The 12371-nt window shown below is 68.6% G+C and carries 17 protein-coding genes; 12 read left to right on the top strand and 5 right to left on the bottom strand.

Going from position 1 to position 12371, the window contains the following annotated elements:
* Position 1: 1 nt before the first annotated feature.
* Positions 2 to 424, bottom strand: a complete 423-nt coding sequence (locus AC5Y7V_RS09975) for a MarR family winged helix-turn-helix transcriptional regulator (RefSeq protein WP_499879882.1) — start codon at positions 422 to 424, stop codon at positions 2 to 4.
* 97 nt (positions 425 to 521) lie between these two features.
* Here AC5Y7V_RS09975 and AC5Y7V_RS09970 point away from each other — a divergent pair, with 97 nt between their 5' ends.
* A complete protein-coding gene (locus AC5Y7V_RS09970) occupies positions 522 to 1058 on the top strand; it encodes a DUF1360 domain-containing protein (RefSeq protein WP_499879881.1) in 537 nt (178 codons plus the stop codon).
* A gap of 14 nt (positions 1059 to 1072) precedes the next feature.
* Positions 1073 to 1486 carry a ChaB family protein gene (locus tag AC5Y7V_RS09965; protein ID WP_499879880.1) on the top strand — a complete coding sequence of 138 codons (414 nt, stop codon included), beginning with the start codon at positions 1073 to 1075 and terminating at the stop codon, positions 1484 to 1486.
* Between the two features lie 167 nt (positions 1487 to 1653).
* Here the strand turns inward: AC5Y7V_RS09965 and AC5Y7V_RS09960 are convergent, their stop codons facing one another.
* Positions 1654 to 2493, bottom strand: a complete 840-nt coding sequence (locus AC5Y7V_RS09960) for an SDR family oxidoreductase (protein ID WP_499879879.1) — start codon at positions 2491 to 2493, stop codon at positions 1654 to 1656.
* A 210-nt stretch (positions 2494 to 2703) separates the two neighbouring features.
* On the opposite strand from AC5Y7V_RS09960, the gene AC5Y7V_RS09955 reads away from it, so the two are divergent.
* On the top strand, positions 2704 to 3261 hold the full coding sequence (locus AC5Y7V_RS09955) for an MPT63 family protein (RefSeq protein ID WP_499879878.1): 558 nt from the start codon (positions 2704 to 2706) through the stop codon (positions 3259 to 3261).
* A 94-nt stretch (positions 3262 to 3355) separates the two neighbouring features.
* Positions 3356 to 4291 (top strand): lysophospholipid acyltransferase family protein, encoded by a 936-nt coding sequence (locus AC5Y7V_RS09950; protein WP_499879877.1) that lies wholly within the window; start codon positions 3356 to 3358, stop codon positions 4289 to 4291.
* 30 nt (positions 4292 to 4321) lie between these two features.
* Here AC5Y7V_RS09950 and AC5Y7V_RS09945 read toward each other — a convergent pair whose 3' ends face one another.
* Together AC5Y7V_RS09945 and mbp1 are read right to left on the bottom strand one after the other, a co-directional pair.
* Positions 4322 to 5068, bottom strand: a complete 747-nt coding sequence (locus tag AC5Y7V_RS09945) for a winged helix-turn-helix domain-containing protein (RefSeq protein ID WP_499879876.1) — start codon at positions 5066 to 5068, stop codon at positions 4322 to 4324.
* A gap of 198 nt (positions 5069 to 5266) precedes the next feature.
* On the bottom strand, positions 5267 to 5503 hold the full coding sequence (gene mbp1 / locus AC5Y7V_RS09940; protein ID WP_499879875.1) for a microaggregate-binding protein 1: 237 nt from the start codon (positions 5501 to 5503) through the stop codon (positions 5267 to 5269).
* Positions 5504 to 5819: 316 nt separating this feature from the next.
* On the opposite strand from mbp1, the gene pyrH reads away from it, so the two are divergent.
* From pyrH to AC5Y7V_RS09900, 8 genes are all read left to right on the top strand, one after another.
* Entirely contained in the window at positions 5820 to 6569 is a 750-nt protein-coding gene (gene pyrH, locus AC5Y7V_RS09935; protein ID WP_066930239.1) for a UMP kinase, read from the top strand.
* Between the two features lie 22 nt (positions 6570 to 6591).
* On the top strand, positions 6592 to 7149 hold the full coding sequence (gene frr / locus AC5Y7V_RS09930) for a ribosome recycling factor (protein WP_499879874.1): 558 nt from the start codon (positions 6592 to 6594) through the stop codon (positions 7147 to 7149).
* Between the two features lie 22 nt (positions 7150 to 7171).
* A complete protein-coding gene (locus AC5Y7V_RS09925; RefSeq protein ID WP_499879873.1) occupies positions 7172 to 8095 on the top strand; it encodes a phosphatidate cytidylyltransferase in 924 nt (307 codons plus the stop codon).
* A 77-nt stretch (positions 8096 to 8172) separates the two neighbouring features.
* Positions 8173 to 9267: a dual-specificity RNA methyltransferase RlmN gene (rlmN, locus tag AC5Y7V_RS09920; RefSeq protein ID WP_499880165.1), complete on the top strand. Its 1095-nt coding sequence runs from the start codon at positions 8173 to 8175 to the stop codon at positions 9265 to 9267.
* 69 nt (positions 9268 to 9336) lie between these two features.
* Complete coding sequence (gene dsbE, locus AC5Y7V_RS09915) at positions 9337 to 9843, top strand: disulfide bond-forming protein DsbE (protein WP_499879872.1); 507 nt, start codon at positions 9337 to 9339, stop codon at positions 9841 to 9843.
* A gap of 4 nt (positions 9844 to 9847) precedes the next feature.
* On the top strand, positions 9848 to 10729 hold the full coding sequence (locus tag AC5Y7V_RS09910) for a cytochrome c biogenesis CcdA family protein (protein WP_499879871.1): 882 nt from the start codon (positions 9848 to 9850) through the stop codon (positions 10727 to 10729).
* Positions 10730 to 10733: 4 nt separating this feature from the next.
* Positions 10734 to 11225 carry a YlcI/YnfO family protein gene (locus tag AC5Y7V_RS09905; protein ID WP_499879870.1) on the top strand — a complete coding sequence of 164 codons (492 nt, stop codon included), beginning with the start codon at positions 10734 to 10736 and terminating at the stop codon, positions 11223 to 11225.
* Positions 11226 to 11261: 36 nt separating this feature from the next.
* Positions 11262 to 12080 (top strand): DUF4097 family beta strand repeat-containing protein, encoded by an 819-nt coding sequence (locus AC5Y7V_RS09900; protein ID WP_499879869.1) that lies wholly within the window; start codon positions 11262 to 11264, stop codon positions 12078 to 12080.
* Here AC5Y7V_RS09900 and AC5Y7V_RS09895 read toward each other — a convergent pair.
* A complete protein-coding gene (locus tag AC5Y7V_RS09895; protein WP_499879868.1) occupies positions 12073 to 12327 on the bottom strand; it encodes a DUF2631 domain-containing protein in 255 nt (84 codons plus the stop codon). The two genes, AC5Y7V_RS09900 and AC5Y7V_RS09895, sit on opposite strands and share 8 nt — an antisense overlap.
* Positions 12328 to 12371 lie beyond the last annotated feature (44 nt).

The following is a 12371-nucleotide window of genomic DNA, read 5'->3' as shown; positions in this document are numbered from 1 at the left end:
GTCAGTCGGATCCGAGCTTTTCCAGCATGCGCTTGAACTCGCCCCGCTGCGCCTCGGTCAGCTTCCTCAAGACCCGGGCGTCGGCGGTCCGGACCGCGGCTTCCGCGCGCTTCAAAAGCGCGCGGCCCTGAACCGTCAGGGTGGCCGGCAACGCCCGCCCGGAGGACACCGACGCCGGCCGTTCCACCGCGCCGACGTCCTGCAGCCCGCGCAGCACGGTGTTCATCGCCTGCGGTGTGACGTTGGTGTGCCGGGACAACTCCGCGCTGGACATGCCGGGGTGCATCGAAAGGATGCGCATGCAAACGAATTCGGGCAGCGTCAGGCCCAGCGGACCGAGCGCCGCGGAAACCTCCGGCCGCAGCACGGCTCCCACCCGGTACAGCAGGTAACCGAGCGGAGCGTTTTCAACCTGACCACCCATGTCAGCGATCTTGACATATCCCGGGCGCCCCGCCGCGCACGCTGGCCGGTGCGGCCCCGTCGTGATTTTCCCGGCCGCAAAGGGGTAACCCACGCCCATGGGCGAAGCAACCGAAGTTACCGAACGGATGGCCGAGCGTGCGCGGCGCGAGGCTGACGCGTACCGCGGGGACAACCCCCGCCCGCTGGAGGGCTACTCGGTGGTCCTGGGCGTTTACGGCCTGCTGGTCGCGCTCACGGGCATTTTGGCCGCGGCCACCGGACGCAGGCTGCCGCAGCGCTGGAGCCTGCAGGACCTCGTCACCGTCACAATCGGCACCCACAAGTTGTCGCGCACGATCTCCAAGGACGCGGTGACCAGCCCCTTGCGGGCGCCCTTCGCGCACTACGCGGGTACTGGCGGCCCGGCCGAGGTGATGGAGGAGACCCGGCACACTAGCGCGCTGCGCCACAGCCTGGGCGAGCTGTTGACCTGCCCCTTCTGCCTGGACATGTGGGTGGCCACCGCGTTCGTCATCGGGCTGATCTTCGCGCCCAGGCTGACCCGCCTGATCGCGGGAACCTTCACCGCCCTGGCCGGCGCGGACTTCCTGCAGCTCGCCTACGCCAAGGCGCAGCAGATCACCGAGGGCTGACACCAGGAGCTTCGATGCCCAAGGCAACGAAGGCCGGCGCACCCAAACAGGGCGAATTGCCGAGCACCCTGCAACGTTCCGACGCCAAAGCGCAACGTACGTTCGCCAAGACCCACGACTCGGCCGCCGAGCAGTACGGCGATGAGGAGCGCGCCCATCGGGTGGCGTACTCGGCGCTCAAGCACAGCTTCGAAAAGGTCGGCGACCACTGGGAGCCCAAAGAGGAGAAGGGCTCGTCGGACGAGCTGGCCGAGGGCGGCGGCCCGCGTAACAGTGGCCGCTCGGCCGAGGGTGTCGACGCCAACGCCAGCAAGAAGCACCTGCTCGACGTGGCGCGCCGGCTCGACGTGCGCGGTCGGTCGTCGATGAGCAAGCCGGAGCTCGTTGACGCGATCGTGAAGGAGAACCGGCGGGTGCGGGGCCGCTGAATTCGGCGTGTTTAGGCCGACATTCGTCGGGCATCCCCGACTGCCACGGTCGCGTCGTAGGTGACCATCGCCGACGACCGGGACGACGGAGGCGCCGGGAAGTCCTCCGCCGAAGCCCGATCGTCGAGGAGCTGGGCGAAAACCGGGGATCCTGAACGCGGTTCGCGCTAGAGAATCGGCCGCCCGCCGGTCACGGCCACCCGCGCCCCGGAGATGTAACTCGCGTCGTCGGAGGCCAGCAGCACGTAGATGGGTGCCAGCTCGGCCGGCTGGCCGGCGCGCCCCAGCGGCACGTTCTCGCCGAAGGATGCCACGCTGTCCGGGGGCATGGTCGACGGGATCAGCGGTGTCCAGATCGGTCCCGGGGCAACGCTGTTGACACGAATTCCATTGTCGCCCAACAACTGCGCCAGGCTGGCCGAAAAGTTGGCGATGGCCGCCTTGGTCGCCGCGTAGGGCGCCAGGGTGGGGTTGGGCGAATCGGAGTTGACCGAGGAACTCCCGATGATCGACGAGCCGGGGCGCAGGTGCGGCAGCGCCGCCTTGGCGAGGTAGAAGTACGCGCCCACGTTGAGCCGGAAGGTGTAGTCCCATTCCTCGTCGCTGATCTCCTCGAGGTCCTTGTGCATCATCTGGTAGGCGGCGTTGTTGACGAGGATGTCTACGCCGCCGAATTCCTTTACCGCCCGATCGACCACGGCGCGGCAATGGGCCGGGTCGGACAGATCACCCGGGACCAGCACGCACTTGCGGCCCGCGTCTTCGACATAGCGGGCCACGTCGCGCGCATCGTCGTCTTCGTTGAGGTAGGAGATCAGCACGTCGGCGCCTTCGCGGGCGAACGCGATGGCGACCGCGCGGCCAATCCCGCTATCACCGCCGGTGACGATCGCCCTTTTGCCGGTGAGCTTTCCCGTGCCGCGGTAGCTCTTTTCGCCGCAGTCCGGAATGGGCTTCATTTGTGCCTGAATGCCCGGAGCGGCTTGTTGCTGAGCCGAAAACGCCATTGCCACTTCCCCTTTCGTTCTCAGGCTGCGGCTACCCCGTGCCGACGCAAATAATCACCGGGCGATGGCAACCAATGATGCCCATGTGAATTCTGTGGCGCGAAAAGCGCTGCGGTGTGACCCATCTGTGTTTAGCGCCGGGACCGAAGGGTTATGCGAAGCCCAGTGCGGTTATCGCCCTGCGTGGGTGTTCGACACGAAAGGAAAACCATGAAGGTCACCAGAACAACCGTCAAGAGTGCAATTGCTGCCGGCGGCATCGCGGCTGCCGGCGTTTTGGCAGCTGCAACCGCTTCCGCTGCGCCCAACATCCAGGGGTTCGGCACCAGCGAGCAACTCGTCGACGGGCCGATGATCACCAACTACACGGTGAGCAATTTGCAGCCCAGCAACGTCACGATCCCCGGCTACACCCCGAAGGGGACGCTCTACCAGGCGGACATCACCGCCCGGTCGGACGCCGGACTCGTCACCCCGATGGTCAAGGACTTCAGCGCCCGTGGGCCCAACGGTCAGACCTACAAGCTGATCGACAAGGCGGGGGCTCCCGGCAGCCTTAACCCGGCGCCGATCCCGCAGGGCCAGGAATCGACCGGCACCCTGTACTTCGACGTGACCGGCGCGCCGCCGAACGGCGTCGTCTACAACGACGGGTTGCAGGACATCCTGATGTGGACGTCGAATGTGCCCGGCAGCTCCTCGCCCGGTGTACCGCCGAACGCGAGCCCGGCACCCGGCCAGCCGCCGGCCCCGGCGCCGCACGCCTGATCCGGTTGCAAGCATCTCCCCGCGCTACCCCGATAGCGCGGGGAGATTTGCGTATGCGGGAATCCCGCGCGCCGGAATCGGGTACCCGAAACCCATGAGTAACCCCGATCACAGACCAGCGGAAGTACGTGCGCAAGCCAAGCTCCACGCCCGGCGGGCGCGCGTAACCATGGACGAGCGGCGCAGTCGGCAGGACGGCGGTATCAGCGGCTGGCTGGCCAAGCGCGCCGGCCAATGGGACCTGAGAGGTCAGGACGAGACGACGCTGCAGCGCCAGAAGTTTTTCTGGAATGTGCTGGTGGACTACTGGTTCCGCATGGAGATCGACGGCTGGGAGAACATCCCTGAGCCGCCGGCCCTGTTGGTCGGCATCCACTCGGGCGCCCCGTTCGTCTGGGACGCCTGGACCGTCGGCCTGCAATGGTGGCGGCGCTTCGGCCAGGACCGCCCGCTGCACGGCACCGCGCACGATGCGTTGATGGCCATCCCGCTCTTCGGGCGGTACTTCCGGTGCATGGGCGTGCTGCCGGCCGCTCCGGACGCGATCGCCACGGCGCTGGCCGAGGGCCGCGACGTGGCGCTGTGGCCCGGTGGGGAAGTGGACTCGCTGCGTCCGTGGAGTGAGCGCGATCGCGCAAACCTCGCCGGGCGAAAGGGATTCGTGAAAATGGCCATTCGCGCCGGCGTGCCGATCGTGCCGATCGCGACCGTCGGCGGCGCGGACGCGATGCCGGTGCTGATTCGTGGCGACCGGCTGTCCAAGGCGCTCAAACTCGACCGCTTGCTGCGGCTCAAGGTGTTCCCGCTGGCGGTTTCGCTGCCGTGGGGCATCGCCCCGGCCGCGCTGCCGCAGCTTCCGCTGCCGGCCAAGATCAGGACCCGCTTCATGCCCGCCATCGAGCTCGACCACGATCCGGCGCGCGCCGACGACGACGAGTACATCGACCGCAAGTACCAGGAGGTCGAGGGTGCCATCCAGGAAGGCATGGACGCGCTGGCGCGCAAGCGGGCATTACCGCTGTTCGCCTGATTGGCTCGCGAAAGCCGCTGCGCGGCAACACTATTGCGCGACGTGATCCGTGGCGGGCCGCGCCGTCGACGTCCAGACCGGGGTGAGCGTCGCGCCACTGAGAATCCATTCCGGTTGCGGCGGCGTGGCCGCCATGTAGCCGACACCGCGAACGGTGTCGATCATCGCTTCGTGTTCCTCGCCGAGCTTGGCGCGCAACCGCCGCACGTGAACGTCGACCGTGCGAACGCGGCCGTTGCAGTCATAACCCCACACCTCGTGCATCAGCCGGGTGCGCGTGAACGCCCGGCCGGCATGCTGCACAAGGAAATTCAGCAACTTGAACTCGGTGAGGGTCAATCCCAGGTCCTGGCCGTTCATCGAGGCCGTGAAGCTCGCCGGGTGCAGCAGCAGGTCGCCGAATTTCAGGCTGCCGGCCATCGCGCTGCGCCGCCGCGAGATAGCCAGCCGCAGCCGGGCCTGCAGTTCGTCGGCCCCGGCGGCGGCCAACAGCACGTCGTCGAAGTGCCAGTCCACGTCCACCGCCATGAAGGCCGCCGGTGCCACCACGGCCACCACCGCGATGGACGGCGCGTCGGCCGTCAGGCGACGGCAGGCATCCCGGGCCGCGTCGAGGTCCGTGCGTGCGTCGATGATCGCGACGTCGGCGCCGCCGTGATGCCCGTCGATATGGCCGGTCAGGCGGGCGCGCCGCACCGTTTGCGTGAACGACCTCAGGGTGGGCAAGAACGATTCGAAATCGTCTGCCTCGGTGAGCAGTAAAACTTCCAACGACATCTCCAAACTCGTGAGTCTGTCATCGCCCCCCACCCGTAGGCACCTCACGGTGAGATGTCTGCCAGCGCAGCGCTGAGTACCCGATTCAGAGCAAACCAAGCAAAGTTTATTGCGCGTGTGCGCAGGATCAATACTCTGGCCCGGGAAAGTCAATGGGTCCGGCCCGTTTTCACGGACCGGACCCACTGCAGCGACAAGCTACTGGTTGGCCTTTTGGCGCTCCTCGGCCGCCTTGGCGCCGCCTCGCGCGGCCTCGGCTTCCGCTTCCTTCTTCGCCGCGTCGCGCTGGGCCTCCGCCTTGTCCTGCTGGGCCTGGCCCTCGCGCGTGAGGTCATCACGACCGGTCACCGCGCCGACTGCTTCCTTCGCCTTGCCCTTGACGTCCTCGACGACGCCCTTAACGGCTTCGGCTGGTCCCGAATTGTGGTCCGCCATGGATCTATTCCTCCTCATTGGCGTACGTGGTTGAGCATTTCCCGCTCAACGCCGACCGCGCACGCGATCGGCCCATCACACGGCGAGGCATGGTCCTTATTCTCAAGACCGTGGTTCGCCCCCCGCGTTGGTGCGGATTCCCCGCCGCGGCGACCGCTCAAACATCCGGCACCGGAAGGAAACCGAATTCACCCGAATCGCCAACTGCGCAGATAATGCACCCCGCCGGGGCAACATTGTGTTGCGATGAGGCAGGATGTGAAATGCCGTTCCGGATGAGTTCGCCCCGGGATGGCACTCTCATGCGAGGAGTCTGATGACGGAGCCGACGAATGGGGCTTCCGGCCAGCCGGAGAGCCGATCCAAGTATTCGAGAGTCTTGCTCAAGCTCGGCGGTGAAATGTTCGGCGGCGGCCAGGTCGGCCTCGATCCCGACGTGGTGGCGCAGGTCGCCCGCCAGATCGCCGAGGTGGTCCGCGGCGGCGTGCAGGTCGCGGTGGTGATCGGGGGCGGCAACTTCTTCCGCGGCGCGCAGCTTCAGCAGCGCGGCATGGAGCGCACCCGGTCGGACTACATGGGCATGCTCGGCACCGTCATGAACAGCCTCGCCCTACAGGACTTCCTGGAAAAAGAGGGCATCGTCACGCGGGTCCAGACCGCGATCACCATGGGTCAGGTCGCCGAGCCGTACCTTCCGCTGCGCGCCGTCCGGCACCTGGAGAAGGGCCGGGTGGTGATCTTCGGGGCCGGCATGGGCCTGCCGTACTTCTCGACGGACACCACGGCCGCGCAGCGGGCGCTGGAGATCGGCGCCGAGGTGGTCTTGATGGCCAAGGCGGTCGACGGCGTGTTCTCCGCCGACCCGCGGCACCACCCCGAGGCCGAGCTGATCACCGCGATCAGCCATCGCGAGGTCATCGACCGCGGGCTGCGCGTGGCCGATGCCACGGCCTTCAGCCTGTGCATGGACAATGGCATGCCGATTCTGGTGTTCAACCTGCTGACCAATGGGAATATCGCTCGTGCGGTCGCTGGTGAGAAGATCGGAACGCTGGTTACGACCTGAGCACCACTGAGGGGAAGACGCGATGATTGACGAAGCTCTCTTCGACGCGGAAGAGAAGATGGAGAAGGCCGTCGCCGTAGCCCGCGACGACCTGTCAACCATCCGAACCGGTCGCGCCAACCCGGGCATGTTCAACCGGATCGTCATCGACTACTACGGCACCAACACGCCGATCACGCAGCTGGCCAGCATCAACGTCCCCGAGGCGCGGCTCGTCGTCATCAAGCCCTATGAGGCCAGCCAGCTGCACGCCATCGAGACGGCGATCCGCAACTCCGACCTTGGCGTCAACCCCACCAACGACGGCACCTTGATCCGGGTGGCCGTGCCGCAGCTGACCGAGGAACGCCGCCGGGAGCTGGTCAAGCAGGCCAAGCACAAGGGCGAAGAGGCCCGCGTGTCGGTGCGCAACATCCGCCGCAAGGCGATGGAGGAGCTGCACCGAATCCGCAAGGACGGCGAAGCCGGGGAGGACGAGGTCGGCCGGGCGGAAAAAGACCTGGACAAGACCACCCATCAGTACACCACCCAGATCGACGAGCTGGTCAAGCACAAAGAAGGCGAGCTGCTGGAGGTCTAGCGGCCGCTCAGCAATCATGTCCGTGGCAACCACCGACGCAGGCAACCCGCCCGACGAACCCGCGCGTCCGCCCAAGGGTACGGTGCAGCAGCCGGCCACCAAGACGTCGCGGGCGGGGCGCGATCTGCGGGCCGCGATCGCGGTGGGCGTCAGCATCGGCGCCGTTCTGGTCGTGACGCTGATCTTCGCTCCCCGCGTCTGGGTGCTGTACTGCGCCGCGGCCATTCTGGTCGCCAGCCACGAGGTGGTGCGCCGGCTGCGCGAGGCCGGATACGTCATCCCGCTCATCCCGCTGCTGATCGGTGGCCAGGTCACCCTATGGCTGACGTGGCCGTACCGTTCGGCCGGTGCGGTGGCCGGCTTCGGGGCCACCGTCGTGGCCTGCATGGTGTGGCGGCTGTTCATGCAGGACAACAGCAAGCCGCCGGAGCCGTGGGCCGGTTCGCCCTCGGCGAACTATCTGCGCGACGCGTCCGCCACCGTCTTTCTGGCCGCCTGGGTCCCGCTGTTCGCCTCCTTCGCCGCGATGCTTGTCTACCCGACGGACGGCGCCGGGCGGGTGTTCTGCCTGATGATCACCGTCGTCGCGTCCGACTCGGGCGGTTACGCCGTGGGCGTGCTGTTCGGCAAGCATCCGATGGTCCCCGCGATCAGCCCCAAGAAGTCGTGGGAGGGGTTGGCCGGGTCGCTGGTCTTCGGGATCACCGCCGCGATCCTGACCGCGACGTTCCTGGCCCACCGACCACTTTGGGTCGGTGCGCTGCTGGGTGTCGTCCTGGTTATCACCTGCACGCTGGGTGATCTGGTGGAGTCCCAGATCAAGCGCGACCTCGGCATCAAAGACATGGGTCGGCTGCTGCCCGGTCACGGCGGGTTGATGGACCGCCTCGACGGCGTGCTCCCGTCGGCGGTCGCGGCGTGGACGATACTGACGCTCGTGCGCTAGTGGCGATCGCAAGCGCGGCGTAACCGGGCGCAGCGGGTCGCCACCATCGGCCAGGCGTGGCCGATACTGGACAGGTAATGGTCCAACAACTGGTGTTCACCGAGCCGCGCCCGAGTAAGCCGCCGCGGCACCTCGCCGACCTCGACGCCGCCGGGCGCGCGTCGGCCGTCGCCGAGCTGGGCCTGCCGGCCTTTCGCGCCAAGCAGCTCGCGCACCAGTACTACGGCCGGCTGATCGCCGATCCCCGGGAGATGACCGACCTCCCGGTGGCCATGCGCGAGGCGATCGCCGAGGCGATGTTCCCCAACCTGCTGACGGCCGCCGCCGAAGTCACCTGCGACGCCGGGCAGACGCGAAAGACGTTGTGGCGGGCCCTCGATGGCGCCACCGTCGAGTCGGTGCTGATGCGCTACCCGGACCGAAACACGGTCTGCATCTCGTCGCAGGCCGGTTGCGGCATGGCCTGCCCGTTCTGCGCCACCGGCCAGGGCGGCCTGACCAGGAACCTGTCCACCGCCGAGATCCTCGAGCAGGTGCGCGCCGGCGCGGCCGAGCTGCGCGACGAGTTCGGCGACCGGCTGTCGAACGTGGTTTTCATGGGCATGGGGGAGCCGCTGGCGAACTACAACCGGGTGCTGGCCGCGGTCCGGCGCATCACGGAGGCGCCGCCGCAGGGCTTCGGCATTTCGGCGCGCTCGGTGACGGTGTCCACGGTCGGCCTGGTGCCGGCGATCCGCAAACTCGCCGACGAACGGCTGGGGGTGACCCTGGCGCTGTCGTTGCACGCGCCCGACGACGAGCTGCGCGACACGCTCGTCCCGGTCAACAACCGGTGGAAGATCGCCGAGGCCCTCGACGCGGCCCGCTACTACGGCGACGTGACCGGCCGGCGGGTCTCGGTCGAGTACGCGCTGATCCGCGACGTCAACGACCAGCCCTGGCGCGCGGACCTGCTGGGCAAGCGGCTGCACGGCGCGCTCGGCCCGCTGGTGCACGTGAACCTGATCCCGCTGAACCCCACGCCGGGCAGTGACTGGGACGCGAGCCCGAAGGCGGTCGAGCGCGAGTTCGTGCGCCGGGTCCGGGCCGCCGGGGTTTCCTGCACCGTGCGCGACACGCGCGGGCGTGAGATCAGCGCCGCCTGCGGGCAGCTGGCCGCCGAAGGCGGGTAGCTGGTGATATGAACCGCGAAGGCGTCCACCGCGTCATTTAGGCATAACACCAGCAAACGAGGTGATGCCATGATCGCTCGGTTCTTGACCCCGCTCAAGCTAGTGGCGGCGGCGCTTTTCGCCGCGGCCCTGATATTCGGGCTCGCCGACGCGCCGCGCTCCGCGGCCGCCGACGACCGCCTGCAATTCACCGCGACCACGCTCAGCGGGGCGCCGTTCAACGGCGCCAGCCTGCAGGGCAAACCGGCGGTGCTGTGGTTCTGGACGCCGTGGTGTCCGTTCTGCAACGCCGAGGCCCCCGGTGTCAGCCAGGTGGCCGCCGCCAACCCGGGCGTCACCTTCGTCGGCGTCGCGGCGCACTCGGACGTGGGGGCGATGCAGAACTTCGTCTCCAAGTACAACCTGAATTTCACCACCCTCAACGACGCCAACGGCTCGATCTGGGCCCGCTACAACGTCCCCTGGCAGCCGGCCTACGTGTTCTACCGGGCCGACGGCAGCTCGACGTTCGTCAACAACCCCACCTCGGCGATGCCGCAGGACGAGCTGGCCGGCCGGGTGGCCGCGCTGCGCTGATCCCGTGGATCGAGGTTTGGTCGGTCTGGCGTTCGCCGCCGGATTGGTCGCCGCGCTGAACCCCTGCGGGTTCGCCATGCTGCCCGCGTACCTGCTCCTCGTGGTGCGCGGGCGATCGGCGACCAACCCCCTCGGCGCGGTGGGCCGCGCCGTCGCGGCCACCGTGGGGATGGCGCTCGGCTTCCTGACGGTGTTCGGAGTGTTCGGCGCGCTGACCATATCGGCGGCCTCGACCGTGCAGCGATACCTGCCCTACGGGACCGTGGTCATCGGCATTGTGCTTGTCGCGCTTGGGGTTTGGCTGCTCTCGGGCCGGGAGCTGACGGCGCTGACCCCCCGGGGGGTGGGCCCGCAATGGGCCCCGACCGTGCGGCTGGGCTCCATGTATTCCTACGGCGTCAGCTATGCGATCGCATCGCTGTCGTGCACCATCGGGCCGTTCCTGGCCGTCACCGCCGCCGGGTTGCGGGGCGGCTCGCCGGCCACCGGCGTCTCGGTCTACCTCGCCTACGTCGCGGGGCTGACGCTGGTGGTGGGCGCCCTGGCCGTCGCGGCGGCGACGGCGAGTTCGGCGCTGGCCGACCGGCTGCAGCGGGTCCTGCCGTTGGTCAGCCGGATCGGCGGGGCGCTGCTGGTGCTGGTGGGGGCGTACGTCGGCTATTACGGCGTCTACGAGCTGCGCCTGTTCAACACCAATGCCAATCCCGACGACGCGGTGATCCGTGCCGCCGGCCGCCTGCAGGGGGCGCTCGCCGGCTGGGTGCACCAACACGGAGTCCTGCCCTGGGCGGTGGCACTGGCCGTCATCGTGGTCGGCGCGGCCGCCGCCGCATGGCGCCGACACCACCGCGACACTTGCAGAGACACCAAAGTGGTGTCACCATGACACCATGGATCTGCAACCGTACGTCGACGCCGTCCGCCAGGAGTTGCTCAACGCCGCGGCGGCCGCCGGCGCGGAGGCGCAGGAGCTGGCCGGGCGGCTGACCGCGCCGCTGGACGCGGCGATGCGGCTGGCGCTGCTGGAAGCCCTGTCGGCCGCCGCCGAGGAGATCACTGGCGACCTGGCACCCGGGTCCGTCGAGGTACGGCTGCGCGGCCGTGACCCCGAGTTCATCGTCAGCGGCTGGGAAGACGAGGCGCCCGACGACCGCGCGTTCGTCGCGCAATACGACGACGACGGCGGCACCTGGCGGGTCACGCTGCGCCTCCCGGAGGGGCTGCGGTCGGCGGTCGAGTCGGCCGCCCGCCGCGACGGGGCGTCGTTGAACGCTTGGCTGGTGCGTGCGGCCGCCATGGCCAGCCACGGCGACGGTCAGGCGGCCGCCAAGAGCCACTCCGGCCGAACCTCCGGCCACCGCGTCACCGGCTGGGTGCGCTGACACCACCGAACACACCATCCATCGAAGGAGATCACAATGCCGACGTTCGCCACCCCCGAGCCGATCGCCGTGAGCATCGAGGCCAGGAACGGTTCGATCCGGCTCGTGGCCACCGACCGCGCCGACACCGTCGTGCAGGTGCGGCCCCGCGACGAATCGTGCAGCGCCGACGTCTCCGCGGCGGAGCAGACCCGCGTGGACTTCCGCGACGGCAAGCTCATCGTCTCCGGCGCCAAGCGCGCGATGACGCTCTTCCGGGACGCCGCCGTCGACATCGACATCGCGCTGCCCGCACGGTCGCGGCTGCACGCGTCGCTGGCGTCGGCCGACCTGCGCGCCGAGGGCGAGTTCGGCGATGTCCGCGTCGCGTCGGCCAGCGGCAACGCCGAGGTGGACTCGGTGACGGGAAAGTTCAAGGCCAACACCGCATCCGGGTCCATCGGCGTGTACGCGGTTGCTGGCGGCGCGTCGATCGCCACGGCGTCGGGCGACGTGACGGTCGGGGACCTGGACGGCGATTTGAAGTTCAAGGCCGCCAGCGGCTCGCTTAGCGTCGACCGGCTGAGCGGCTACGTGAAGTCGCGGACCGCATCGGGGTCGGTGGACGTCGCGGCCGCCGTCCGGGGCGGGGTGTCGGCCCACGCCAGCAGCGGCGAGGTCGCGGTCGGCATCGCCGAGGGCACCGCGGTCCGGCTGGACATCGTCACCGGATCGGGTGTCGTCAGCAGCGAGCTGGAGCCATCGGACGGCCCGCAGCAGGGCGACGAGAAGTTCACGCTAACCGTGCGCAGCGGTTCGGGTGACGTGCGCATTCACCGGGCCACGCCGGCGCACGAGGCGGCTAGCGCTACCTGATCCAGCCGCGGCGGCGCCCCCACAGGTCGCGCACCAGCACGACGAGGGTGAGGGCGGCGAAGCCGATCAAAAACCAGTTCTCGACGTGGCCGACGTGGTTGCCCCACATCATCGCCAGCAGGAATATGACGGCGAACACCCCGACCGCGTGCCAGGTGCGGACGTTGATCTTGCTCCACCCCCAGGCCGCCGACGGCACCTCGGCGACGTCGACGCCGTTGTAGTGCTCCACCTCGGTACTGGCCACGGCGAATCCTCTTTCCTGTCGGCTTCTCCCGTGGAGATTCTGGC

Source organism: Mycobacterium sp. NGS34, from assembly GCF_059812845.1.
The sequence above is the reverse complement of the archived record's forward strand: the minus strand, read 5'-3'. Positions and strand labels throughout refer to the sequence as shown.

Excerpts from the sequence above, each read along its gene's own strand:
- AC5Y7V_RS09975 (WP_499879882.1), bottom strand. The coding sequence starts at position 424 with ATGGGTGGTCAGGTTGAAAACGCTCCGCTCGGTTACCTGCTGTACCGG.
- AC5Y7V_RS09970 (WP_499879881.1), top strand. The coding sequence starts at position 522 with ATGGGCGAAGCAACCGAAGTTACCGAACGGATGGCCGAGCGTGCGCGG.
- AC5Y7V_RS09965 (WP_499879880.1), top strand. The coding sequence starts at position 1,073 with ATGCCCAAGGCAACGAAGGCCGGCGCACCCAAACAGGGCGAATTGCCG.
- AC5Y7V_RS09960 (WP_499879879.1), bottom strand. The coding sequence starts at position 2,493 with ATGGCGTTTTCGGCTCAGCAACAAGCCGCTCCGGGCATTCAGGCACAA.
- AC5Y7V_RS09955 (WP_499879878.1), top strand. The coding sequence starts at position 2,704 with ATGAAGGTCACCAGAACAACCGTCAAGAGTGCAATTGCTGCCGGCGGC.
- AC5Y7V_RS09950 (WP_499879877.1), top strand. The coding sequence starts at position 3,356 with ATGAGTAACCCCGATCACAGACCAGCGGAAGTACGTGCGCAAGCCAAG.
- AC5Y7V_RS09945 (WP_499879876.1), bottom strand. The coding sequence starts at position 5,068 with ATGTCGTTGGAAGTTTTACTGCTCACCGAGGCAGACGATTTCGAATCG.
- mbp1 (WP_499879875.1), bottom strand. The coding sequence starts at position 5,503 with ATGGCGGACCACAATTCGGGACCAGCCGAAGCCGTTAAGGGCGTCGTC.
- pyrH (WP_066930239.1), top strand. The coding sequence starts at position 5,820 with ATGACGGAGCCGACGAATGGGGCTTCCGGCCAGCCGGAGAGCCGATCC.
- frr (WP_499879874.1), top strand. The coding sequence starts at position 6,592 with ATGATTGACGAAGCTCTCTTCGACGCGGAAGAGAAGATGGAGAAGGCC.
- rlmN (WP_499880165.1), top strand. The coding sequence starts at position 8,173 with ATGGTCCAACAACTGGTGTTCACCGAGCCGCGCCCGAGTAAGCCGCCG.
- dsbE (WP_499879872.1), top strand. The coding sequence starts at position 9,337 with ATGATCGCTCGGTTCTTGACCCCGCTCAAGCTAGTGGCGGCGGCGCTT.
- AC5Y7V_RS09905 (WP_499879870.1), top strand. The coding sequence starts at position 10,734 with ATGGATCTGCAACCGTACGTCGACGCCGTCCGCCAGGAGTTGCTCAAC.
- AC5Y7V_RS09900 (WP_499879869.1), top strand. The coding sequence starts at position 11,262 with ATGCCGACGTTCGCCACCCCCGAGCCGATCGCCGTGAGCATCGAGGCC.